At 45.9% G+C, this 22,643-nt stretch carries 30 protein-coding genes and 1 tRNA gene; 13 read left to right on the top strand and 18 right to left on the bottom strand.

Annotated elements, in window-relative coordinates; translation table 11 throughout:
* The first annotated feature begins 97 nt into the window (after positions 1–97).
* The 3 genes from M1125_02970 (at position 98) to M1125_02960 (ending at position 3,234) form a co-directional block, all read left to right on the top strand.
* Positions 98–1,396: a signal recognition particle receptor subunit alpha gene (locus tag M1125_02970; GenBank protein MCL5404773.1), complete on the top strand. Its 1,299-nt coding sequence runs from the start codon at positions 98–100 to the stop codon at positions 1,394–1,396.
* Between the two features lie 257 nt (positions 1,397–1,653).
* Positions 1,654–2,754: a 50S ribosome-binding GTPase gene (locus M1125_02965; protein MCL5404772.1), complete on the top strand. Its 1,101-nt coding sequence runs from the start codon at positions 1,654–1,656 to the stop codon at positions 2,752–2,754.
* A gap of 48 nt (positions 2,755–2,802) precedes the next feature.
* Positions 2,803–3,234 carry a hypothetical protein gene (locus M1125_02960; protein MCL5404771.1) on the top strand — a complete coding sequence of 144 codons (432 nt, stop codon included), beginning with the start codon at positions 2,803–2,805 and terminating at the stop codon, positions 3,232–3,234.
* Positions 3,235–3,236: 2 nt separating this feature from the next.
* Here the strand turns inward: M1125_02960 and M1125_02955 are convergent.
* Together M1125_02955 and M1125_02950 are read right to left on the bottom strand one after the other, a co-directional pair.
* Positions 3,237–3,338: transfer RNA gene (locus M1125_02955), tRNA-Arg, on the bottom strand.
* Between the two features lie 3 nt (positions 3,339–3,341).
* Positions 3,342–4,136 (bottom strand): TatD family hydrolase, encoded by a 795-nt coding sequence (locus M1125_02950; GenBank protein ID MCL5404770.1) that lies wholly within the window; start codon positions 4,134–4,136, stop codon positions 3,342–3,344.
* Positions 4,137–4,219: 83 nt separating this feature from the next.
* On the opposite strand from M1125_02950, the gene M1125_02945 reads away from it, so the two are divergent.
* The 6 genes from M1125_02945 to M1125_02920 all read left to right on the top strand — a co-directional run bounded on the left by M1125_02945 (position 4,220) and on the right by M1125_02920 (position 10,875).
* Positions 4,220–5,221 carry a DUF929 domain-containing protein gene (locus M1125_02945; protein MCL5404769.1) on the top strand — a complete coding sequence of 334 codons (1,002 nt, stop codon included), beginning with the start codon at positions 4,220–4,222 and terminating at the stop codon, positions 5,219–5,221.
* Positions 5,218–5,739 (top strand): hypothetical protein, encoded by a 522-nt coding sequence (locus tag M1125_02940; protein ID MCL5404768.1) that lies wholly within the window; start codon positions 5,218–5,220, stop codon positions 5,737–5,739. The genes M1125_02945 and M1125_02940 overlap by 4 nt, the downstream gene beginning before the upstream one ends.
* Before the next feature lie 8 nt (positions 5,740–5,747).
* Positions 5,748–6,887, top strand: a complete 1,140-nt coding sequence (locus tag M1125_02935; GenBank protein MCL5404767.1) for a hypothetical protein — start codon at positions 5,748–5,750, stop codon at positions 6,885–6,887.
* Positions 6,888–6,955: 68 nt separating this feature from the next.
* Positions 6,956–8,410, top strand: a complete 1,455-nt coding sequence (gene secY / locus M1125_02930; protein ID MCL5404766.1) for a preprotein translocase subunit SecY — start codon at positions 6,956–6,958, stop codon at positions 8,408–8,410.
* 292 nt (positions 8,411–8,702) lie between these two features.
* Positions 8,703–9,764 (top strand): hypothetical protein, encoded by a 1,062-nt coding sequence (locus M1125_02925; protein MCL5404765.1) that lies wholly within the window; start codon positions 8,703–8,705, stop codon positions 9,762–9,764.
* A gap of 7 nt (positions 9,765–9,771) precedes the next feature.
* Positions 9,772–10,875, top strand: coding sequence for a DUF763 domain-containing protein (locus M1125_02920; protein MCL5404764.1), 1,104 nt, complete (start codon positions 9,772–9,774; stop codon positions 10,873–10,875).
* Positions 10,876–10,886: 11 nt separating this feature from the next.
* Here M1125_02920 and M1125_02915 read toward each other — a convergent pair whose 3' ends face one another.
* The 3 genes from M1125_02915 to trxA all read right to left on the bottom strand — a co-directional run bounded on the left by M1125_02915 (position 10,887) and on the right by trxA (position 13,187).
* Positions 10,887–11,396, bottom strand: coding sequence for a hypothetical protein (locus M1125_02915; protein ID MCL5404763.1), 510 nt, complete (start codon positions 11,394–11,396; stop codon positions 10,887–10,889).
* A gap of 97 nt (positions 11,397–11,493) precedes the next feature.
* Positions 11,494–12,777 (bottom strand): histidine--tRNA ligase, encoded by a 1,284-nt coding sequence (hisS, locus tag M1125_02910; GenBank protein MCL5404762.1) that lies wholly within the window; start codon positions 12,775–12,777, stop codon positions 11,494–11,496.
* 89 nt (positions 12,778–12,866) lie between these two features.
* Positions 12,867–13,187, bottom strand: a complete 321-nt coding sequence (gene trxA / locus M1125_02905; protein ID MCL5404761.1) for a thioredoxin — start codon at positions 13,185–13,187, stop codon at positions 12,867–12,869.
* Positions 13,188–13,404: 217 nt separating this feature from the next.
* Between trxA and M1125_02900 the strand changes: the two genes are divergently transcribed.
* Genes M1125_02900 through M1125_02890 form a run of 3 tightly spaced genes read left to right on the top strand, consistent with a single transcriptional unit; the run spans position 13,405 to position 14,433 of the window.
* Entirely contained in the window at positions 13,405–13,614 is a 210-nt protein-coding gene (locus M1125_02900) for a DUF1931 family protein (protein MCL5404760.1), read from the top strand.
* Positions 13,615–14,160: a hypothetical protein gene (locus M1125_02895; GenBank protein MCL5404759.1), complete on the top strand. Its 546-nt coding sequence runs from the start codon at positions 13,615–13,617 to the stop codon at positions 14,158–14,160.
* 12 nt (positions 14,161–14,172) lie between these two features.
* Complete coding sequence (locus M1125_02890) at positions 14,173–14,433, top strand: PRC-barrel domain-containing protein (protein ID MCL5404758.1); 261 nt, start codon at positions 14,173–14,175, stop codon at positions 14,431–14,433.
* Positions 14,434–14,440: 7 nt separating this feature from the next.
* Here M1125_02890 and M1125_02885 read toward each other — a convergent pair whose 3' ends face one another.
* The 8 genes from M1125_02885 to M1125_02850 form a co-directional block, all read right to left on the bottom strand.
* Positions 14,441–14,572: a DNA-directed RNA polymerase subunit P gene (locus M1125_02885; protein ID MCL5404757.1), complete on the bottom strand. Its 132-nt coding sequence runs from the start codon at positions 14,570–14,572 to the stop codon at positions 14,441–14,443.
* 15 nt (positions 14,573–14,587) lie between these two features.
* On the bottom strand, positions 14,588–14,968 hold the full coding sequence (locus tag M1125_02880; GenBank protein MCL5404756.1) for a hypothetical protein: 381 nt from the start codon (positions 14,966–14,968) through the stop codon (positions 14,588–14,590).
* A gap of 9 nt (positions 14,969–14,977) precedes the next feature.
* On the bottom strand, positions 14,978–15,217 hold the full coding sequence (gene rpl37ae / locus M1125_02875; protein MCL5404755.1) for a 50S ribosomal protein L37ae: 240 nt from the start codon (positions 15,215–15,217) through the stop codon (positions 14,978–14,980).
* 5 nt (positions 15,218–15,222) lie between these two features.
* Positions 15,223–16,008 (bottom strand): exosome complex protein Rrp42, encoded by a 786-nt coding sequence (gene rrp42 / locus M1125_02870; GenBank protein ID MCL5404754.1) that lies wholly within the window; start codon positions 16,006–16,008, stop codon positions 15,223–15,225.
* Positions 16,009–16,012: 4 nt separating this feature from the next.
* Entirely contained in the window at positions 16,013–16,738 is a 726-nt protein-coding gene (gene rrp41 / locus M1125_02865; GenBank protein MCL5404753.1) for an exosome complex exonuclease Rrp41, read from the bottom strand.
* Positions 16,739–16,858: 120 nt separating this feature from the next.
* A complete protein-coding gene (locus M1125_02860) occupies positions 16,859–17,482 on the bottom strand; it encodes a hypothetical protein (GenBank protein MCL5404752.1) in 624 nt (207 codons plus the stop codon).
* Between the two features lie 4 nt (positions 17,483–17,486).
* Positions 17,487–18,173, bottom strand: a complete 687-nt coding sequence (locus M1125_02855; GenBank protein MCL5404751.1) for a ribosome assembly factor SBDS — start codon at positions 18,171–18,173, stop codon at positions 17,487–17,489.
* Between the two features lie 15 nt (positions 18,174–18,188).
* Entirely contained in the window at positions 18,189–18,884 is a 696-nt protein-coding gene (locus M1125_02850) for an archaeal proteasome endopeptidase complex subunit alpha (protein ID MCL5404750.1), read from the bottom strand.
* Positions 18,885–19,084: 200 nt separating this feature from the next.
* Here M1125_02850 and M1125_02845 point away from each other — a divergent pair, with 200 nt between their 5' ends.
* Positions 19,085–19,399 (top strand): rhodanese-like domain-containing protein, encoded by a 315-nt coding sequence (locus M1125_02845; GenBank protein MCL5404749.1) that lies wholly within the window; start codon positions 19,085–19,087, stop codon positions 19,397–19,399.
* On the opposite strand, the gene M1125_02840 is transcribed toward M1125_02845, so the two are convergent.
* From M1125_02840 to M1125_02820, 5 genes are read right to left on the bottom strand one after another with little or no spacing between them, the layout of a single operon-like run.
* A complete protein-coding gene (locus tag M1125_02840) occupies positions 19,396–19,725 on the bottom strand; it encodes an Rpp14/Pop5 family protein (GenBank protein MCL5404748.1) in 330 nt (109 codons plus the stop codon). The genes M1125_02845 and M1125_02840 overlap by 4 nt on opposite strands.
* Positions 19,726–19,727: 2 nt before the next feature.
* The gene (locus M1125_02835) at positions 19,728–20,249 is read right to left on the bottom strand and encodes a hypothetical protein (protein ID MCL5404747.1); all 522 of its coding nucleotides are present in this window, start codon (positions 20,247–20,249) and stop codon (positions 19,728–19,730) included.
* A gap of 9 nt (positions 20,250–20,258) precedes the next feature.
* Entirely contained in the window at positions 20,259–21,482 is a 1,224-nt protein-coding gene (locus M1125_02830; protein MCL5404746.1) for an AAA family ATPase, read from the bottom strand.
* Positions 21,483–21,519: 37 nt separating this feature from the next.
* Positions 21,520–21,840: a translation initiation factor eIF-1A gene (locus tag M1125_02825; GenBank protein MCL5404745.1), complete on the bottom strand. Its 321-nt coding sequence runs from the start codon at positions 21,838–21,840 to the stop codon at positions 21,520–21,522.
* 10 nt (positions 21,841–21,850) lie between these two features.
* Positions 21,851–22,243 carry a translation initiation factor IF-2 subunit beta gene (locus M1125_02820; protein MCL5404744.1) on the bottom strand — a complete coding sequence of 131 codons (393 nt, stop codon included), beginning with the start codon at positions 22,241–22,243 and terminating at the stop codon, positions 21,851–21,853.
* Positions 22,244–22,643 lie beyond the last annotated feature (400 nt).

Genomic DNA, 22,643 nt, shown 5'->3' with positions numbered 1-22,643 from the left:
TGCATTTAAATATGAAGGCAATAAATATAATATCTAACGCGTATACGCTAAATGCTAAAATGCGCATGGAAAACCGACTTGTAGAGTGTGCGTTATCATGGATCTCGGAGAAGGGCTAAGACAGGCAATCGCCAAGCTGTCACGCGCTACTATAATAGATGCAAAGACCATAAAGGAATTCAATAAGGAGCTGCAGAAGGTCTTGATAAGCAATGACGTAGACGTCAGCCTGGTCCTCAAACTTACAGAGTCCATAGAGCAGCAAGCCATAAAAAGCAAGCCCCCTGCAGGAGTTCCGACAAGGGACTACATAACGAACATAGTGTATGAGGAACTGGTAAGCCTCATGGGTGGCACGTACGAGCCAAAGCTTGAAAAGCAGAGAATAATGCTTATCGGCTTGTACGGTTCCGGCAAGACGACAACTGCAGCAAAGCTTGCCAAATTCTACCAGGACAGGGGTCTCAGCGCAGGACTGATATGTTGCGATGTATCGAGGCCGTCAGCGTATGAGCAGCTTGAAACACTCGCTTCGCAGGCAGGGGTTGCATTTTTCGGGATTAAAGGGTCAAAGGATCCGGTAACAATAGTCAGGCAGGGCCTGGAGGCCCTGAAAAGCAAACAGGTAATAATATGCGACACTAGCGGCAGGAGCTCCCTAGACCAGCGCCTGATAGAAGAGCTCAAGGGAATAAACGGCGCTTTTGATCCGGACAACACTGTTCTTGTGATAAGCGCTGACATAGGCCAGGTCGCAGGCAGGCTTGCAAAGGAGTTTAATAAGGATGTAAGCATAAGCGGCCTTGTAGTAACCAGGATGGACGGCTCAGGTAAGGGCGGAGGTGCGCTCAGCGCCGCGAACGAAGCAAAAGCAAAAGTAATGTTTATAGGCACAGGGGAAAAGCTGCAAGACATAGAGCCGTACAATTCAGAGCAGTTCATAGGCTCGCTTTTGGGAATTCCCGACATAGAGAAGCTGGTGAGCAAGGTCAAAAGCGCAATAGCCGAAGCGGAAATAAACCCCGAAGAGGTAGACCTGACAAAGCTAAATTTTGACACATTCTACAAGCAGCTTAAAGCGCTAAACAAGATGGGTCCGCTGAAGAACCTGTTCGGCATGCTTGGCGCCAACGACGTGCCAAAAGACACGATAGAAAAAAGCGAGGAAAAGCTGAACAAATACAAGTATATAATATCTTCAATGACTGACGCAGAGAGAAAAGACGAGAAACTAGTGCATCAAGAAAGCCGGATAAGGCGCATAGCCCTTGGAAGCGGCACGACGGAAAAAGACGTGAGAGAGCTACTTTCTGACTTCTCAAAGATGAAAAAATCGTACGGAATGATGAAGAATGACAGGAACATGAAAAAGTTCTTGTCAAAGTTCGATCAATAAAACCGGAAAAATAAAAAACAAATAAAAAGAAAAGAAAAATAAAGGAAAAAGAAATTTAAGGCGAATGCCTTATCTCTTTTTCTTGCTTGACTTTTTCTTGCTGGCCTTCTTTGATGATTTTTTCTTAGCCATTTGTCTCACTTTAACCTACCAATAATTGATTAATAAGTTATAAAAACTATGGTTAATAAAATTAATTAATTAGTAAATCATTTAATATAAAAATAAAATTTTTTTATTCAGATAAAAGTGGAACGATGGCGGAAAAGGAAAGGATTAGCAAACGCCTCGAGGAGCTGGAAGAGGAGCTTAAAAAAACAAAGGACAACAAGGCGACAAACAAGCATTTGGCAAAGCTCAGGTCGAAGGTCGCACTTGCGAAAAAAGAGCTCGTAGAGGCAGGCAAGCACCAAAAGGGCAAGGGCTTCTTCGTCAAGAAGATGGGGGATGCAACAGTGTCCCTTTTGGGCTTTCCGAGCGCAGGCAAGTCTTCATTGCTAAATGCGCTTACAAATTCAAGGTCGAAAACTGCAGCATATGCTTTTACAACCACAGAGATCATACCAGGCACAATGCTCTATAACGACGCACATATACAGATACTGGACATGCCGGGTATAATAGAGGATGCCCATCTTGGCAAAGGCGGGGGCAGGAGCGTCATAGCGCAAATGAAGATCTCTGAGTTGGTTGTTTTTGTGATAGACATAAAAGAGACTTGGCAGCTTGCCAGGCTGCTCGACGAGCTTGAGAAGCTGAACATACACATTAACAAAATCCCCCCCAGAATATCAATTATAGAAAAAGACAATGCAAACGGGATAAGCATAGAGGTCAACAAATCAGCAATGGGCAGTGAGAACATAAGGGCTGTCCTGAACGCATTCGGCATTTATAAGGCAAGCGTAAGCATATGGGACCGCATAGACGAGAACGATCTGATAAGCTTCTTGTCAAAAAATTCGTATTATGTCAAAGCTATAGTTGCCCTTAACAAGATAGATCTGGAAAAAGAAAGCCCCAAGATAGCATCGCAGATAAGCTCCAAGCAATCTATCGAGGTGTTTCCGGTAAGCGCAAGCACCGGCGCAGGCCTTGAAGAGCTTAAGGCAGGCATATACAGGAATCTAGGCATTATAAGGATTTACACAAAGCCAAGATTTTCAAGGGCGGAGCCGATGATAGTAAAGACAGGCACAACCATAGGCGCAATAGCAAAAATGGTGCATGCAGAGGTGCTTAACACGCTGAAATGCGCTTATGTCACAGGCTCCAGTGTCAAGTTCCAGAACCAGCGAGTCGGAGTAAACCATGTTGTTGAAGAAGGCGATGTAATAACATTCATAAGGGAAAAATGATAAATCTTAGCGTGCATTAACTATTGTTTAATCCAAGGCGTGGAACAAATGGGAATAAAATACTGGGAATACGAGGACGCTCCGCTTAAAGAGAAGATAAAAAATCCAAAAGTCAGCGACATAGCCAGGATATTCTTCGACAACGAGAACGAGGCTTACAGATTTGCGTCATTGCTTCTGCTTGCAAAGAAAACCGGCGGGTTAAGGCTTAAGGATGTGCCAAAAAACATACCAGTTGCAACAGCTAAGCGCTATCTGGACTACGCTGTACAAATAGGCCTATTAAAGCATGAGAGCACAGTATACGAGATCACCGACAGGTATACAAAGCCAATGCGCAATATTGCGGCCTATATAAAAGCATGGTCCGAATCGCAAAACGATGAGGATTTGGCCATGGAATTTGTGACTGCAAGCAGGGATAGGCAAATCAAGCGCGGCGGGAGGCAGCAGAAGCAGGACCAGCCTGCAACTGAATAATTCGGGCTCGGCGGGATTTTCACGGCCGCTAAAAAGAAACCGTTTTGAACCCGCGACCATCAGCTTAGAAGGCTGCTGCTCTGTCCAAGCTGAGCTACGAGCCCTTTTTATCGAATAAGATTGTGGACGCCAATATTAAAGAACCTTTTTGTGTTATTTGCAAGCGCAACAGCGCATTCATCGAATTCAATGCCTTTTGCCTTTGCTATGAGCATGACCGATTTGTCTATGTCATATATGTGCATGCCTGCAGTTGGGGAATCTGTTTCTGCCATTATATTTGATATCGGCACATTGGCTATTGCCTTAAGCCTCTTAGCAGAATGCATTGGTGGTACTGACATCATAAATCCCATGCCTGCAGCCCTCTGTGCCTGGGATTCGTTGCCCTCGAAGAAATGTATGTGCACCTTCTTTATCCCTATTGAACCGAGTATGTCTAGCGTCTCATCAATCGCTTCGCGCGAATGGACACTGACAGGCTTGTCAAGCTCCATTGCAAGGCTCACGAATTTCTTAAACACCTGTTTTTGCCTCTCCCTTTCACTATCTGTCGTTGCAGATTTAAAGTCGAGCCCTATCTCGCCTATCGCTACGATATCCTTGCTATTGGAGCGTATGAGCTCCATATTATAATTTATTTCATCATCACTTGCCTTTACTGCATTATCCGGGTGAATTCCCAGGGCAGCAAAAACCATTTTACCTCTTGGCATGCTCGCTATTGCAATATTCGACTTCGTATCTACTCCATTCACTATTATTGCAGTAACTCCAAGCCTCGAAGCTCTTTCAAGTTCTTCATCGTCAAGCATGTCCTCATGACAATGTGCATCTATGAATTCTAGCTTCTGCTTATACTGTATGCTTTTATTGTCCACACTGAGTTGTGCAAATGCCATTTTATATCGACCGGCTAAAAAGCTAACAAAAGCATATATATCCTTATTTTTAATATATAATATACTTAATAATGGTTTTCGTAATGTCAGCTAAAGGTAAGGCAGCAATGACTTCCAAGAGCGGGAATGCAGCCAATAAAAGGACCATAGAAAAGCTTTCAAGGCAGAAAAATTATTACAAGGCGAGCACCGTTGTGCTGTTTTTCGTAGTAATAATACTTGCGCTTGCCCTTTCCAACCCTTTCAAGCCTGCAAATCTGCATTTCGGCTCAAGGCTCACAAACATAGACGTACCGCTTAGCCAGCAGGAGCTTTCCGTAATAAATAACGCTCCGAATTCCAACTTCAATACCGCAGCTCTGAAGATGCTCAACGGCTCGCTGACAGATCAGATACTTTATTCCCCACCAACCACCCTAGCAAATCACAGCTTTGTTGCGAACGGAAAGCCAAGCGTGATATACATCGGCGCAATCTCATGCGTATTCTGTGGAGAAAGCCGCTGGGCCATGGCTCTTGCCCTTTCACGCTTCGGCAATTTTTCAAAGCTTTACGAAGGCTATAGCAGCTTTGGTGATCATGACGTGCCTACCATATATTGGAATATGGACAACTACACAACCCCTGAAGGCGTAGGATTTGGCAACTACTACCAAAGCAAGTACATCAACTTCATATCGGCAGACTATGAATCGCCGATAGTTGACGGTTTTGAGGTACAGCCCATATCCTATTTTGTAAGCCAGGCCCCAAATGCGACCTACAGGTCTGCGATGTCGTTTATGAACTCTACAAACGATTTTGAAGGAACGCCGTTCACTTTTTGGGGCAATGTGATAGCTCAGGGTGCAACTGGGATAGTATTCGGCAACACCACTCCGGAAACTGCAGTGCTTCCGCTTACCAACGAGACGCATGCCCAAGTGCTTTCGCAACTGAAGAACTTTAACGACCAGTTCGCCTGGGGCGAATACGCAGCCGCAGACGTTTATATAGCATATCTATGCCCCACGCTTAACAATACCCCTTCAGTATGCCAGCTGCCTGGCATAAAGGAGCTAGAAAGTGAAATGGGATTGCAATGATATCGCTTGCCTCCATACCAGATACGCTTCGCAGGATATACAAACCGAGGTACATTGCGCTTAATGTAGTGGTTTTTGCATTGTACTACGTGATAATGCAAAACATAATACTATTGAACAGCCATATCGTGCTTTTTAACGGAGTCATATCCGAATATGCCTTTTATGCCCTTGCAGTCACGTCTTCAATGCTCATAACTATCGCTATTTACGGCATTGCAAATTCAAGGATCAAAAGGGCGAGCGTGCCTGCGCCTATTTTCGGTAGCATAACAGCATTCGCAGGCAGCGCAGCGGTAAGCTGCGGCTGCAGCTTCTCGCTCATCTTTAACCTTGCCGTAATAGGCTTGAGCAGCAGCGAACTGATATCGTTAAATACATTCATAGCGGCATACGAGACGCCGATACTGCTGCTTGCAGTTTTTATAAATTTCGTGCTAATAATATATTATGCCGGAAACGTGCGCAGGCAGTGCTTTATGAAGCCAAAAAGCACACGCAGTAAACGCAAAAAGTGATTTCCAAGATGAAAAAGAAAAGCGCACCGCGTCAAAGAAGGCACGCAAAACCAGAGCGTGCAGTTGTGAAAAGCGCAGGCGCTGGCAAATCGCGCAGGAAGAGGATCAAATCCGCAGCGCGAAAAACAAGCCACAAAACAGATAAAGCAGCGCCAAAGCGTATGAAATCCAAAGTACAGCCAAAGCGCACCCGCAAAAATCCCAGCAAGCAAAGCATACTAAAGTCCATACCAAAAGCAATAAACTATTTTTCACCAAAGGACGCCATAATAAAAAGCATTATACTTTCTGGAAGCGCCAATACCACAAGCGAAGACAGCATAATACTTACAAAAATCATATCAAGCATTTCAGAAGGCCCTGAAGAGACATACCGGGACGGCATGGCCGCTGGTAAAATAGTCTATGCTTCAATATTCGGCAATGAAAGGCCAAAATGGTATGAAGATTCAATACCAAAGCTTGTTGAATTTTTGGAAAAGGCAGGCTACAACGTAAAATATAATGCATTTGAGCCTAACGGGCCGCAAATATACATGGATTTCGGCCATCAGCTCTACATCGGCATGCCGATGCACATTTTTGAAGCAGGGCTAATGACCGGCTTTTTCAGCGCGGCCAAAGGCGCGTACATGCCAATGCACGAAGAAGAGTGCGTGTACAATGGCGGGGAAACATGCAGGTTCGTTAGTGGAAGGCAGCCAAATGCATATAATGGCTGGCAGTCAGCTGCTGCAAGATTCGCAAGCGCCTCAAATCAGCATGCATCATCAGATGCCCTTAAGTTTTCAAGCTTATACAACAGCATAATAATTCCCCAGCACATGAGCCAGGAAGAATATAAAAAGGTCGCAGAACTCGGCAGGCAATTCTTCAAAAAGCTGAGCAACGACCCACAGGCTTACCAAAACCCAAAATGGCTTGCTAACCTGATAAAAAGGTTCGTGGCTTCGGAAAACGTATACGTCAAGGGCAGCAGCATAAAGATCGAGTTTGCTGCATGGAATTCAACAAGCAGTTATATAAACAGCGTAAAATCATTCATAGAAGGCCTGCTTGGCGGGCATTGCGCCATAAGGCGCGAGCTTTCGGAATCAGGCCTGGCATACTCGCTCAGCCTTAATTTAAGCAAAAGTTTAAAAGTCTAACAATAAATAGGTATGGCTTGTAAAGTTTATTTGTACCGAGTGTGAATATTGCAAACAGTTGATGCTTGATGGCCCTAGAATTCATGGACAAGATCGCCCCTTACATACCATCTATAAAAGGCCCGAAGAGGCCGCTCTCCCTAAGGGAGAAGATGTACTGGACAGGAGGCATAATAGCCATATACTTCCTGCTGTACAATGCATATGCAATAGGCGTAAACCCAAGCGCGGTATCAGAGCCGGTGCTGCAGCTTATAAGCATAATATTCGCGGCAAAAATCGGCAGCCTTATAACTGTCGGAATAGGCCCGATAGTGCTGTCAAGCATAATACTGCAGCTCCTTAGCGGCTCTGGCATCCTGAAAATGGACATGAACGACATGGCCCAAAAGTCGCGCTTCCAGGCCTTGCAGAAGCTCGCTGCAATAAGCATCGCCGTAATAGAATCCGCAGTATTCGTCATAAGCGGCTACGTGCCTGTGATAAGCAGCGCACAGATAGGCATAGTCATATTGCAGCTTGCAATAGGCGCAATAATCATAATATTCCTTGACGAGACTATGACGAAATACGGAATAACCTCAGGAATAAACATGTTTATAGCATCAGGCGTTTCATTCGCAATAGTTGCGGGAACTATAAAGATACTGATACCGGAAGCGATAAGCGCCATACAAGCTGGCGGCGCCGCAGCGCTTTCAAATGCAATTATGGCATTCGGCCCGCTGTTTTTTGCCATAATAATATTCCTGATAAGCATATACGCGTACGGGATGAAGATCGAACTGCCTTTGAGCTTCGAGCAGCTTAGGGGAGTCGGAGGAAGGCTTCCAATACCTTTCCTGTATGTCAGCGTGCTGCCTGTAATACTTGCTACGGCTTTGGAGGAAAGCCTAAGCGTATGGTTCAAGCCATTGCTCTACAACGTCGGCGGCTCGATAGGGAACATAGCAAAGTTCATTGGCCTATACCAGAATGTCGGAGGCACCGTAACCCTGAATGGCGGACTGCTATACCTGATATCGCCTGACTTTCCGCTTCCGTACGCCGCGCCTTACGGGATAGGCAATTATGCCACCTACTTCACATATCTTGCAACGCATACCACGCAGCTATTCATGCCATGGGGTGGCTTCGTACTTGTTCCGGAATGGATACACATGATCATATACATACTCGTTTTCGTAGCCTTATGTGTTGTATTTGGCAAGTTTTGGGTCGAAATGACAGGTCAGAGCCCGAAAAACATGGCAGAGCAGCTCGGCAGCATGGGCTGGCAGATACCTGGCTTCAGAAGGGACCCAAGAATCGTGGAGAATGTGCTTAACAAATACATACCGACAATAACCGTGATGGGCAGCATTTTTGTCGGGCTTCTTGCGGCAGTAGCCAACCTTACCGGTGCGATAGGCACAGGCATAGGGATACTGCTTACCGTCGGAATAATATACATGCTGTATCAGCAGCTCGAGCAGGAAAACCTATTCGAAACATACCCGCTGCTAGACAGAATAGCAAAATAATAAAATAAGTAAAATGCAGGGAAACCCCTGCATTGCATTAATGCTCCTGCTCAGAGCTCTCCTACACGCCTTTTCTGGGCTCTTTTCAAGCGTTTCCTTCTTTTCTTTTTCCATTTCCAGCGCATTCTTCCTTTCTTTTTCCATTTCCTAGGTATGCTTCCCAAAATTTCACCTTAAAAATTGTATGGCTGCGATCAGACACAGCAATACCTATTATTAGTCATCATATTTTAAATATATTCTGTCATAAGCTATATGTAAGCACCTTGGTAGTGGCGCAAGGCCTGATGTCATGAAAAAAGCAATCATAGGCTATATCATACTGATAGTTGTAATAATACTTATTTGGTACTTGGCTACCGGTCTGCGCGTGCCAAAGAGCATACTGCCTGTACACGCCACTACAACAGTAAGCCCAAGAAATGTTTCAAAGAACACATCTACAACAACCACAAAGTCTACAATAGAATATTTCAGCAGCTGCTCTAACCTTGCAATATTCAATGACTCTAGCAATTCTATAGTTTCGGAATACTGCGACGTATCGAGCAATACTACTCTTGGCATATGGGTCGCAAGCGGCTCTAAGAAGAGCGGCCAAGTACGCATAAAAGACGTAAGCGCAAATTCCATAGCCGTAAACAGCAACTTCAGCTACAGCTGCATAACCTTCTTGGAGAACTATACTTTCGTGGCAGGCAACATGTACAACGTGAGCCTTTCTACAGGCGTTCCCGGAGGCACATGCTCCAACCAATATTCAATATTAAAGCTGAATAGCACAACTACGGTTCCTTCGGGTTTCATCTATCCAACAGTTTATAACGGCAACTTCGGCACAGGCGAATACTCAGGATGGACAAGGACAGGCACAGGCTTCGGCAGCGCACCGCTCAATATAACAAAGGCTGACCAGGAAGGCTGCTATCTTACAAGCCCATGGACAGGCGCATCTGCCAACTTCATAGCCACGACGTACAATTGCGGCATAAGCGTTTCCCCAGGCAACCTCACATCAAGCCAGTTCTATGTCAATGAGCCATTCCTGAATTTCAAGATAATAAGCCCTGACAACGCTGGGCTCTATGTGGAGGTGCTTCACAACGGCGTGCCTTATGCCATAGCGCATTACAACACTTACAATATCTCTAACTTTGGCTCTACGGCACCGTATACATTCAGGAACGCCAGCATACCATTGCTTACAATACCTGGGCAGCCAGTGTCTGTCAGGGTAGTTGCTGATACCCTAAAGCACCAGAATTTCATAGCAGTATCGGACTTTTATCTCTCCAATACCCCTATCGAGACGCCAGGCATTCTTCTTAACATCACTTTGAATACCAGCACATGATACGCTAATGCAGAGCATAAGCATATTGCCGCTTCACAATGGAAGAGCCCCGAAATGGCTTTTCCCAAGGATGGTGAAGCTTGCAAAATTGATAAGCGATTCGATAATAAGCATGTATGGCGAGCGAGAGCTGATAAACAGACTTTCCAATCCCTATTGGTTCCAGGCGCTTGCATGTGCAATCGGATATGACTGGCACAGCAGCGGCACTACAACAGTGACTGTCGGGGCTTTGAAAGAGGCGCTCAACTACAACTCCAACATTTTCATCGCAGGCGGCAAAGGCAAGCAGGGCACATCTACGCCCGCGCAGATAGCAGAGGGCCTAGAATATTTTTCCTCCCAATCAAAAATCGGCGAGTACTCCAACTACAGCAGAATGCTTGCAAAAACTGACGCCGCGCTCGTATATGATGATGTAAGCATTTACCATCATGCATTCATCTTCTCCAAAGGCGGAGCCTGGTGCGTTATACAGCAGGCCATGCACGGTGCTTCGCAGAATGCCATACGCTTTCAGGCAAGCCTTGATTCCGTAAGCAGTGACGACATGACAAACGAGCCGAACAACGCCATAGTGGCGGATTTCAAGAAAAATTCATTGGACCTGACATTTCACAAAAACGAGCCTGTTAAAAAACTAAGCGTCGAGGCAGTAAACACAGACATAAGGAAGGTGCTTAATTTCAGCCCCTTGACATTCAAGCTTCCTAAAAGGCATGAGATCCTGCAAGGCATAGACCTTACAAAACGCGGCAGGGCATTGCTAGAGTATGCCAACGGGCTCCAGCCGCAGAACTATGAGGAGCTTCTTGGCATAAAGGGCATTGGAAGGAAAACCCTCAGGTCGCTTGCGCTTATATCAACGCTTTTGTACGAAGAGGAGGTATACTACAGGGACCCGATACTATACGCATACAATGTCGGGGGAAAAGACGGCATACCATACGAGATAAACTTAAAGGAATACGACAGCGTCATAAGCTCCATGCGCGAGATAGTGCAGTCTTCAGACATGTCGAGCAGCGATTCAAGCAATGCATTATTGCGCCTTGCCAGGGAAATGGAATCGCATTACTCTATTGCAGGGCGAAAGGCCGCAATGCAATAACGCTGTGCCGCTCATGCGGCTTTGTCATCCTGCTGCTTGCCAATGAATTTCTTGCCTATCTCAGAGCGCACATCAAGCGTCTTCCCTATGGCTTCTACCTCATCTGGTTTCAGCACATGCTCCAATATGTACTTGGAGTATGTCACTGAGATCTGTGAAAGCTCCAGTATCATGCTCTGCAATTCTGCTGTGGTGAACCGCATTTCCTTCTCAGGCCTGAGTATCTCAAGCCCTGCAGGAGCGTAATTGAATGCAACGCCTATAAGCGGCATGAAGCTGTCAAACAGCACGGTTATAATTGCGCTTGTTATGAAAAGGCCATCCTTTTCTATTGGCTCCTCTATGCTTCCATAGCAGTATACGATTCCCTTTTCCTTCATCAGTCTCTCATTTATCAGGTCTGCCATCAGCGGCTGCAGCTTGTCCTTGTCCTTATGCTGCATGTCAAAGTAAAGCTTTACAAGCACCCCGCCTTTTGCGATTTTCTCGTCAGTGACCTTGTCAAGATCCGATTTTCCCATAAATATCCCTATAACTGATTTGATTGCAGGTAATAGTTAGACTTAAAAGATTAAAGAGCTTAGCTTTTGGGCATTGCCCACAACGCACTGGCTTATCTTAGCCTACTGCTCCAATTATCTCCTTGCACGCATCTTCCATAGTGAGCTTCTTTTCAGCCCCGGTGCCCATGTCCCTTAGCTTTAAAATATTATTGCGCTCCTCGTCGTCACCTATTATTGCAGCATACGGAATAGACAGCGACGATGCGTATGACAGCTGGTTTGATATATTCCTTGCCGCTATGTTCAAGTCCACAGCAATCCCTTTATCGCGCATGTAGTTTGCAACTTTCAGGGCGTAGCCGTAATTCTTGTCCTTTATAAACGCCACGAAAACCTCTGCATAGCTTTTCTGCTTGCTTTCCCTAAACCCTAAGGCATCCATAACGCGGTCTACTCCTATTGAGGCACCAACGCCTGGCAGTTTTGCACTGCCAAAAGTCGATACAAGATTGTCGTATCTGCCCCCAGAGCAAAGCGAAGTCAAGTCATTAGGATTATTACTGTCTACGGTCTCCATCACCATTCCTGTATAATAGTCGATTCCCCTTACAACAGAGAAGTCTATTGATATGGCGCCCTTTATCTTGTACACTTCCGCGAGCCTCAATGTCTCCTCGATTTCCTCAACGGCTTCCTTGCTACCGGAATGGTGCTCAAGGAAATCAAGCTTTTCCTTATTGCTGCCTTTGAAGCTTATGAATTCCAGAATCTTTTCAATTGCAGCCCTGGCAAGCCCAGCCTCCTCAAGCTCTTTCTCAACGCCTTCGAGCCCTATCTTGTCGCGTTTGTCTATTGCGCGCATAATCGCTTTTTCCAGGCCTTTCTTGATCCCAATGCCTTCAAGGAATCTGTCTACGGCAAGCCTGCTGTTTAGCCTTATCCTGTAGTTGAGGCCGATAGCGTCCATCGCCTTTCCAACAGCCCCGATAATTTCTGCATTTGCCTTGTAAGGGTCGCCGCCAAGTATGTCAACGTCAGCCTGGGAGAATTCCCTATAGCGAAGTCGCTGTGGCTCGTCCATCCTCCACACCGGCCCTATGGCATATCTCTTGAACGGCAGCGGCATGCTGCTGTGCATGCTTATGTATCTCGCAAGCCCTACCGTGTGGTCGTAGCGCAAGCCGCCCTCCTGGTCCTTCAGTTCAAATATAAGCTTGTTCTCTTCGCCTATGACGTCTTTTGCCCTCAATACTGCAAGCGCTTCGATGGCAGGCGTGTATATGGGCAGGAAGCCGAAGCCCCTGTATACGCCTTCTATGCGCTCTATTAACCGATTCCTGAATATTGCCTCGTTAGGCATAAAGTCTCTTACTCCTCTCGGGAATGGTATGTCAGCCACAAAATCACTTAAATGGGCAAGTACAGGCTCTAGCAGAATTAGAGATACAACAAAATAAAAAAGTTATGTGCAGCGCTAGTCTGGATAGCTCAGAGGTTCTGGTCTATCCATTTCTTAAGTACCTCCTTAGGCACTGCACCGACATTCTGCGCCTTGAGCTTGCCGTTGACTATAAGCAGGGTTGTCGGTATGCTCATTATGCCGTATTTTGCAGCTATATCCTCATTTGCATCTGCATCAACCTTGACGAACTTCACCTTTTCGCCAAAGTCCTTTGCAGCCTCCTCTACTATCGGGGAGTATATCCTGCACGGCCCGCACCATTCAGCCCATACATCAACTACAACTGGCTTTTTGGACTTTAGCACTTCTTCTTCGAAATTAGCCGAATTTACATCTTTTACTTCCATATGTTCACCAAGCATTAATAAGCTAGTTATTAATTTCATTGTTTAATATATTAAAATGTTTTTATATGTAGTTTGTATAAAGATAAAACTCTTTTATTGGAAAAATATGCGTTGCTGAGGTATATTTTTATATATTAATGCGCAAATAAAGCTAAATGATGATTCAAGCGCGCTGAGCAATTGCTATGATGTTGATCTTGAGTGCTGAAGTGATTCCTTGCGAATATCAAAGAGCATGGTGAAGCGGTTCGTTAAGACAAAATTTGGCATGAACATGGACGATGCCGCCGCCGAAAAGATGGCACAGGCGCTCGAGGAAAAGATGTCAAAGGTCGCAAAGCACGCAGTGCTAAATGCCAAGTCCAACAACAGGAAAAGGGTAATATCTGACGACATAGAGTCATACAGGCTGAAATCTGGAGATTGAATGGTTTCAGGAGAGATATCTGAAAGTCCGCAACACAAGATAAAGCTCCATTACGGAGACGGGGATAGCGCAGTAACAGTGCTATGGGAGCCCAAAGCAGGCTCAAGGCTTCTGCAGACATTTTTCAATGGAGACGGTGCAATAGTGGATCAGCACCTGCTAAATATAGGGGGGCATGGGATAAAAGAGGCAGTCGAAGCGTATCTCAGCGAAAATGGCATAGAGCCGAAGGAAAGCGTCTATGAGGATATCGCCTTTGCGCGTGCATGCCCGTCATGCAACTCTTACGGCTTGCAGAGGTATGCAGAGCTTGTATCTGACGCGTCAAAGATACCAGTTATGCCAATATACGTATGCAGGTCGTGCGGCAAAAAATCCTACTATCTGACTGACGAGTATTTAAGCAGGCTTGCAAAGACAAAAAAAGAGCTTTTTGAAGCCGACGAGCTAAGCGAAATGGAAAAAGACGAGCAAAAGTTTATAAATGAGATTAAAGCCTATATAGTAAGGATATACGCTTCCAAGCATATCCCTAGCATAAGATGACGGTGCGTGTAAATGGTATTGGTATCAGAACTTTACGGAAAGCAGATAATAAGCAATGACGGCAAGCGCCTTGGCGGCGTAGAGGACATAATATTGGATTTTGAGAAAGGCGTGGTTGCAAGCCTGCTTACTACAAAAATCGACAACCTGATAAAAAGCGAAAACACTGCGCAGATGCTTAAGAAAAACAGCATAAACTATGAGCGCGTCAAAAACGTTTCAGAAACCATAATAGTAAGCTCTTTGGAAAAGCCTGCTCCTGCAACGCGCTAGAAGGCGATCAGTCTGTGCTTATTTCGCGCGGCACGTTTGGCCTCTTCTTTACGAGCCTCCTGCCTCCGCAGTATGGGCATCTTATGAAACTCTCAAGCTTATCTATTTCCTTTCCGCAGTTTACGCAAACATAACTCATTTATACACACCTTTTTCAAGCATTTTTAGAAGCGCTAGGCTTGCCATTCTTCTTAAGCCACTTTACAAATTCTATGTGCAACGGGGACCTGCTGGTGTCTATAACCCTCACTTTCATGGCTCCGTTATAATGCTCATCGTTTAATTCTACCACTTCCATATATTTATCCATTTCTGCGAAATGCACTTCCATCCAGTGTATTCTTCCCTGCATGTAGTCGTCCATGACCTTTTCGTTCAGTGGAACTGAGGAGAAGCTGAATATTACGCCGTTGCACCAGTAAAGCGGCATAGTGCCTGCAGGGGTGATCCTTTCCCTCATAAGGTCGTCCAGCCCTACCTTTACGACTTCATGAACAACCAGCTCGCTTATTGGCGAGTAGCTTATCTTTACCATAAAATTACCTTAGCTTTTGGCCAATGCATCTATCTGGCGCTTTGCGACCTCTCCTGCTGCCGTAGTCATTGTATACGCCCCGCCTGCATAAACAGTCTTGCAGTGCCTGCACTCCCATATGCTAGTGCTTATCCTCTTTACAGCTATAGCGCCGCACCGTTCGCATTTGTACTTTGCTATCTTTTCGCTCTTTATGGCTCGCTGCCTTTTTCTGATGCGCGCTCCATATCTTATATTCGGGCTTGCCATGCAAATCACCTCTTTGTCTTTTCTATGATGCCCCTAAGTTCCTTATGCTTTTCAAAAGAAACATCTATAAGCTTGCTCACTTCGTCAATGCTGAAGCTTCCGCTCAGGCCCTTTTGCATTGCCCTGACGAGCTTGCCATCGGTCGTTATCGTTATCCTGGCATCCATTGCTGATTCTTCCTCAGCATTCGGGTCTATCACGATATTTTTGCCTATTTTTGCAAAGGTTGTAGAGGTCACAACGTTTTCTATCTCGATCCCATTGCTTCTGTTTTTGTAATCAGGATTGCCATCGTTGTATGACGGCAGCCTGGAGTTTGCTATGGCCGCCATCGCAGCAATGCTGCTCGCGTCGAATAGGTTGCCGTCGTAATTCAGTACGTAAACGTCAACATAGACTGTCCAGGCCTTGCCTTCGCCTATGAAAAGCTTTTCTAGGCTTATGCAATTGCCCGCGCGTATGCCTCTGTCAACCACCCTTGCCAGCTCTATGGCTTCGGGGCTCGGCGGCCCTGCTTCGTACTCTGCGGCCGCGAGCGGCAGCAGCTCTGCGGAAACCACTATATTGCCCTGGTCGGGCGTATCAGAATGCACATCGTCCACAACTATCTTAGACCCTGCAAGCACCCTCGTATTGCCGAGGTCCACCTGGGCAGAGCCCTCTGCATGGTCTATTATTCCTGGCACTATCTTGACATTCCTGAAATCGAAAAATCCCCTGCCGTCAGTGCGCTCGCCCTTGTCTAGGATATCCTTGATGTATTCGCTTTTTATAAGGCTTAATGCTCCCATAAAATCATTCCTCTACGTATATTTTCTTCAGCGCGTCCCTCTGCACGCTTGAAATCTTTTCCCCTGCTTTCAATATCATTGCAACTGCCTTGTTAAATTCCTCCTTTGTCAGCCCGCCGTCCATCTGCAGCAGCAGCACGTCGTTGTTTCTCGGACCTATGGCCATTGGCATGTCTGCATCTGAATAGTTGTCCTCTATCATGTTGACATCAAGCACCACGTGCTCGCCTATCCTGCCTGCGCTGACAGCATATACAAGGTCCCGCATCTTTATTCCAGCATTTGCCAATGCGACCGAAGCGGCAGTGATGCCTGCGGCCCTGGTGCCACCGTCGCTCTGCAGTATCTCTATAAATATGTCTATTTCACTTCCCGGGAAGTCATTCAGCATTATAACGTTCTCGAACACCTCCTTCGTAACCTTCGATATCTCTATCGCCCTCCTGTTCGGACCGCTCCTGCTGTGCTCTTCCAGTGACGAGAACGGAGCCATGGAATACCTGCATTTTATTATTGCTTTTGTCGGGTCGGCCATGTGCTTGGGCATCGCCTCCTTTGGACCGTATACTGCTGCGAGCACACGGTTATTGCCCCATTCAAGGTATGCCGAACCCTCTGCATTCTTCAGCACGTTAGCCTCTATCCTCAGCTCGCGGAGCTCGTCAAAGTCCCTCCCGTCAAGCCTTTTTCCGTTCACTATAAGCTCTGGTTTGTTCAACGAAGAAGCCATAAAATCACTTACATCAAAAACCTAATTCCTTATTTAATCAGCAAGCGCCTGCAAATGAGGCAGACTTAGCGATATTCGATTAACAATATTCTATTCTTGTGCAATAATATAATAAACTTTTTATAAATGCCCATCAGCGGATTTCCTGCTCTCCAATTCACGCCTTATCCTTTCAGTAAGCCCGTGGGTATGCGCCTCTTTTTCTACAAGCTTGATCATCTCTATGGCTACGCCTATGTTGCCCCCGCTTAGCCATATGATGCCGTTGCGACCCACACGCACCATCGTGTTGGTGAACCTGGATATCTGCTCAATCATCGTATCGTTCCTTCCTATTATCCTTGGGATCCTTACTGGTTTTACAGATACGAGCCTGCCGTTTGCGAGCTTCCTGGGCCGTGACAAAACAGCTATGCGCTTCCTTTCAACATCTTCTACAGTAGCTTCGATTACATCGCCCATGGCGAATCTCTGGCTTTCGAAGCGCGTCGGAGCTATAATGCCTCTTACAAAGTCGGTAAGATTAATAGTGTACAATTCGGTCTTGCTTATCCCTGAAACTATCCCTATTACGCTATCGCCTATTCTCGGCTTCCAGGTGCCCTCAAGCGGTATCACCTCATTTTTGTCATCGTCATAAAAGCCGAGGATCGTAGAATACGGACTTTCGTTATCATAATAAACATAATCGTTTTTCCTTGTCTCCCTGGGCACGCTTTCGCCAGGGGTTACTAAACGTCTCATTAAATCAGCTTATAATCTTTGTCACCGCCCTTCCTTGCGTCGCATTGTTTATCCTTTCGTAGAATTCATTCTGCATTCCTGCAGGGAATTCCACAACCGCCTTGAGCGAGCCGTCGCCAAGCCAGTCCTCGGACCTGGTGCCGAACTGCTTTAGTATTCCATAGCATCTGTTCGCCGCATCAGCAGGTATGATAACCTCTATGGTTATGTTTGTGAACTTGATGGGCAGTATCATGCTTATCTTCTTCACTATGGCCTCAACCTGCTCGTTTGCGCTCTTGAACGGGTCTATAGACACCTTGGCTTCGCGCATGGCGTTTTCAACCCTCAGGGCAGGCGTGGGTGCTTTTGTCCTTGGGTCTATGGAATTGCGCGCTATTATGTCTATTATCTGTTTCCTTTTCTCTTCAGTCATGCGCGCCCTCTGCTCGGTAGTTATTGGCACATCTCCCTTCTTAAGTATTATATCTACTACAGCAGCCAAATCAGAAGTTCCGAACGCCTTTTTCACCTTTTCCTCCGACTGCCTCTCGCCTTTTTTTGCGTCCTTAAATATCTCCTCAGCTTCAAGAACACTCATAGGGTCCTTTCTCTTGCCGGTTATGTATTCGTATGCCATATCTGCGTCGACAAGTATCTCAAAATCGTCCTTGCCGACCGCGTATTTGGCTATAACCGTTTTCGCTGCCAATTAACCACTTGCATGTCATACAAAAGAGCTTATTTCCTTGCCTGTCAAAGGAACGTACCCCTTTGCCCTTGTTATCACGGAAACGTCAACGTTATCAGGGGACAGCTTCTTCTCATTTATCTTTTGCAGTATTCGCACGCCTAATGCTATTGCGTCATTCATCTTCATGTTTTCGTTGTATTCTTTAATAAGGATCTCTTCTGCTACCTTTTTCCCTGCCCCTATTGCATCCGCTTTGTATCCTGAAAATGAGGCTCCGGGCTCCACTTCAAAAAGTCTGTTTTCGGTGTCGATCCCGCCTACGAGCAAAGAAACCGCATAAGGCCTCAGCCCGCCATACTGCGTTGCCATCTGCATTTCTTCTGATATCTCCCTGGAGATCGTTTCTACAGATTCTGTTTCATCATAAACCATCCTGTGCGTCTGCGTTTTCGAGCGCATCATGTTGACTACGTGCAGTCCGTCTGCCACAAGCCCGCTGTACGTCGTGCCTATAAAAGAGTCAACTTTGAATATTTTTTGCACTGTGCTTGGTATTATCAGCGGCTCTACTATGTTCTTGTGTGCCACAAAAACTACTCCTTCAGCAACAACCATCCCTATGGAAGTTGCGCCCTTTCTAACTGCTTCTTTTGCATATTCAACTTGGAATAGTCTGCCATCCGGACTGAACATCACTCCTCTATCATATGCCTGTATATTTGGGTACATATTTTCACCATATCTATAAAGCAAACTGCTTTTATTCTATTTTACTTGATTTTAAATATGTTGGTTAGAAAAATAAACAAAACTACACGGCCTGTGCGCAAAATATGGTATTTAAACTTGTTGGCACATTCAACTTTACATATATTTGGTGTAATAAGTTTTTAGAGCTATCTGTGCCAAAACAATGCAGCGGTGTTTAGATGGGCGACATAAGTTTTGAAAAAGCGAAAGAGCTTGTTGGCGCTGAGGGCGTAAAATTCATATGGCTCGGCAGCGAGCCTGCGGATTACATATGCAGGCTTATAGGGGTTGAAGAGTCGAGCATGATTTCGCTGGATCCAATGGAAATATTGACAATGGAAGCTGATAAGGCAAGGAAGCTGGAAGGGCACGTATTCGTATGCTACCACGGCAACACATCTGCATTCATCGTAAACCACCTAAAGAACAAGCACGGCATTGAAAGCTTTAACATGGAAGGCGGAATAACCAGCGTGGCAGGGGAGATATTCTAGCCAGAAGCCATTCCAGTGCCAAATCCCTTTAGGAGCGCCCTCAAAGTCCCGGAACTTTTCAGCGTGTAAAGCCCGAAGCTCAATCCTTCCATGTCCTTTATCAGCGCCAAGGCGACGATAAGCCTTTTGTAGCCTTTGAGATTGCATTTGACTACGAAATGCCTGTCATCAACTATGTTCAGCAGCCTTGGGTTTACCTCAGCATATTCAAGCTGCCCAACTACTGCAATTATGGCCTTTTTAAGCTTCTTCTCAAAATCGTAGCTGCTTCCTGAAATCTGTGCAGTGGATTCGACAAGCAGGTACCTGTGCTTTTCTGATATCATTTTTACACCAGCGCTTTACGGTTGACCTTTGACAATGCAGTCTTTGCCTCGAGCTCGCTCAGCCCTACAAGCATCCCGATCTCAAGGAGCTGCATGCTTGAAAGCAGCTCTTCAGGCCTTGACGCTAGGCTTATGAGCCCTATGTCTGCCTTTGAAGCCCGTGCCGCCTTAATTATTTTGGATATGCTGTACAAGACTTTAGGCCTGTAGAAACCATTTGCATTCTCCAGCACGCTTGCTGCTATGAGGATAGCGCAGTCGAACTCCCTAAGCAATCCGAACTCAAACTTATGCTTAATCCACATGTCCGGTTCTGCTGGAATTATGGCCTTTGCACCGTTCCTAATGCATGCAGCTGCGTTTTCATTGCCTTTGAATTCAATTACTGCGCCTTTTGCCTGTCCTGGCTGCGCTCCCACAAGCCTAAAATCAGATCCGCCAACGTATATGCGGCCGAATCCGAGCTTTGCGTCGAGTCCACTATGCTGTCCAGGATTAAATTTCACTGCGTCAAAAAACTGCATCATAAATATCTAAGTTTGCCCGGCAGCCGCAGCACCGTCAGGCTCAAGCCCGAAGATGTCCTTCTCAAGTATGCTGCGTGTCTTCTGTGTCGGATATAACAGCTTGATCAATTTCGTATGCCCCCGTATGCCTCTGCCGGAGTCAAACGATGCGATCAGGCCCTGGGTTTCAAGCTCTGATATGTAGTTCCTGTACCATCTCTCGCTCTTCGGGGCCTTTTTTAGGCTTTCGGCTATTGATTTATAGCGGTTGTAGACTTCCCCGCTGAACAGGTAGGTGTCTATCCCGTCTGTAAGCTTTTTATAGGAACCGCCGCTTTGCGCAAGAAGAACAATGGAATAAAGCACAAGCTTCTGGTGCTCAGGCAGGAATGAAATTGACTCATAAACGATCTCGCTCTCTGCTATCTTCGCTGCCTTCTCAGCTTCTTCCATGGTTATCTTATCTGCGTTGCTTTCTTCAGCAAGTTCGCCGCACTTCGAGAGGACTTTGAGCGACAGCCTTGCATCTCCGCCCTCCTTTGCGGCTGCAGCCGCAATAAAATGAAGTATGTCGTCGCTGATAACACCCCGTTTAAAGCCCGCAGCAGCCCTATCCTTTATTATTGCATATATCTCGTCCGAATAATATGGCGGGAACACAAGCTCGCTTTCGTATAGCGCCGAAAGACTTCTTGGGTCAAGCTCCTCCTTGAAAGAAACCTTGTTCGATATGCCTATGAGTGCAACGCCCCCATACCTTATGTCGCTGTTTATTCGCGTCATTGTGTAGACCAGATCATCAAGATCCTTTATCATATCTATCTCATCGAGCGCAAGCATCAATATCTTGTTGTCCTCTTCTATCCAATTGGTAAGCTTTTCGTACAGGTCTACGGTCCCGTAGCCCCTGCGTGCATAGTTTGGCATGTGGTCTGCTATTATCTTGTTGAATACCCTGAATCTCGTATTGTATAGCCTGCAGTTTATGTATGACACTTTGGCCTTTGTGTTTGGAATCTCTTTTATCTCGTTTATGACATACTTTGTGCAGGTGGTTTTTCCGGTCCCTGTGCGGCCATAAATAAACAGGTTTCTTCCCCTTTCGCCCTTGAGCGCAGGGGCTATTGCCCTTTCTATGCTGTTTATCTCTCTCTCCCTGAACACAAGTTTTTCAGGGGTATAATGGGGCGAAAGGACTTCGCGCTTTGCAAATATCTTTGATTCCTTCATCAGGTCATTAAGTGTCTGCATCTGACCCCCCAATTAAACACTGCACAAGCATTAACTATTAATTTATATAGCCCTTCTCCTTAAGCCTTCCTATGTCCATAAGGCTGTATCGCCATATTATGTCTCCCCTTTCGTTCGTCTGGACTATCCACGGTTTTACAAGTACAACATCGTTTTCCTTTATCCAGAACATCCTCCTTAGCCTTCCTGGTATTATGCAAATGCGCTGATTGCCGTCGCTGCAGTCAACTACGAATCTGGTTGCGCCAACAAGCTTTGTCACCTTCCCAACGACCTCGCCATCGGAAGGCAGCTTCGTAGAATGTGTTACTGGCGCCCCGCGCCTGCTGTCATGCATTCTTCCGTCATTTCTTCCCATTCTATGCATCTCAGTAACTTTTTACCCCGTATCGCGCTCCACAAGCCTCGCATACGATATAAAACATGCCCCTGCCGGCATTTTCCAGATGCGTATCCGGTTTATGGCACTCCCTGCAAATCACATAAATCTCAAAGTATCTAGCTATGCGTTTGTCAAGGTCGTCAGCTGAAAACCTGCCTGTGATTACTAGCCTCTGTTCTTCCATTCCAACCGGAACTCCGAACTCCTTGCTTATGTACCTGGCTATATCCTGGACATTTCTGCGAGCCTTGTCGGCAATTGCCCCTATATTCCTGATTATCGTTTTGTTTCCCTGTACTATTGAGTCTACTTTCGGTATCACGAAATCCGACTTTTCAGTTTCAAGAACAGGCAATTTTGACAGGGCCCTGTCAAGCAATCTTTCGTATTCTTCGTCGTTTATTAAATCACCAATATCTCTAAGAAGCCATAGATAATAACGTATAAAAAATATTTAATATATTGTATGGCACGCCTTGCAGTATTGCGCAGAGGTCAATTGATAATAATCAACAAACCTATTTATAAGTCTTTATCAAATATACTTTTGGCGGATAGGCGGGGAAGCTAAGGGTTTCCCGTTCGCAAATCCCTTTCAGGCGAGCCAATGCCGGTTGAGTCGTTCGGCTTTTTGTTGCGCCCATGCGGAAACTATGAGGTCATGCCCTCGGCGGTAGCTTGGTATGTGAACCAGGCCAGGCCGGAAGGAGCAACCTTAAGCATACTGCGATTAGCGTGCAATTAAGCTACGCTCCAAGGATACAGGGCTGAGTCAAAGT

It is taken from the genome of Candidatus Marsarchaeota archaeon (assembly GCA_023485295.1).
In the GTDB taxonomy this organism is placed as follows: Archaea; Micrarchaeota; Micrarchaeia; order Micrarchaeales; family Micrarchaeaceae; genus Micrarchaeum_A.
The sequence above is the reverse complement of the archived record's forward strand: the minus strand, read 5'-3'. Positions and strand labels throughout refer to the sequence as shown.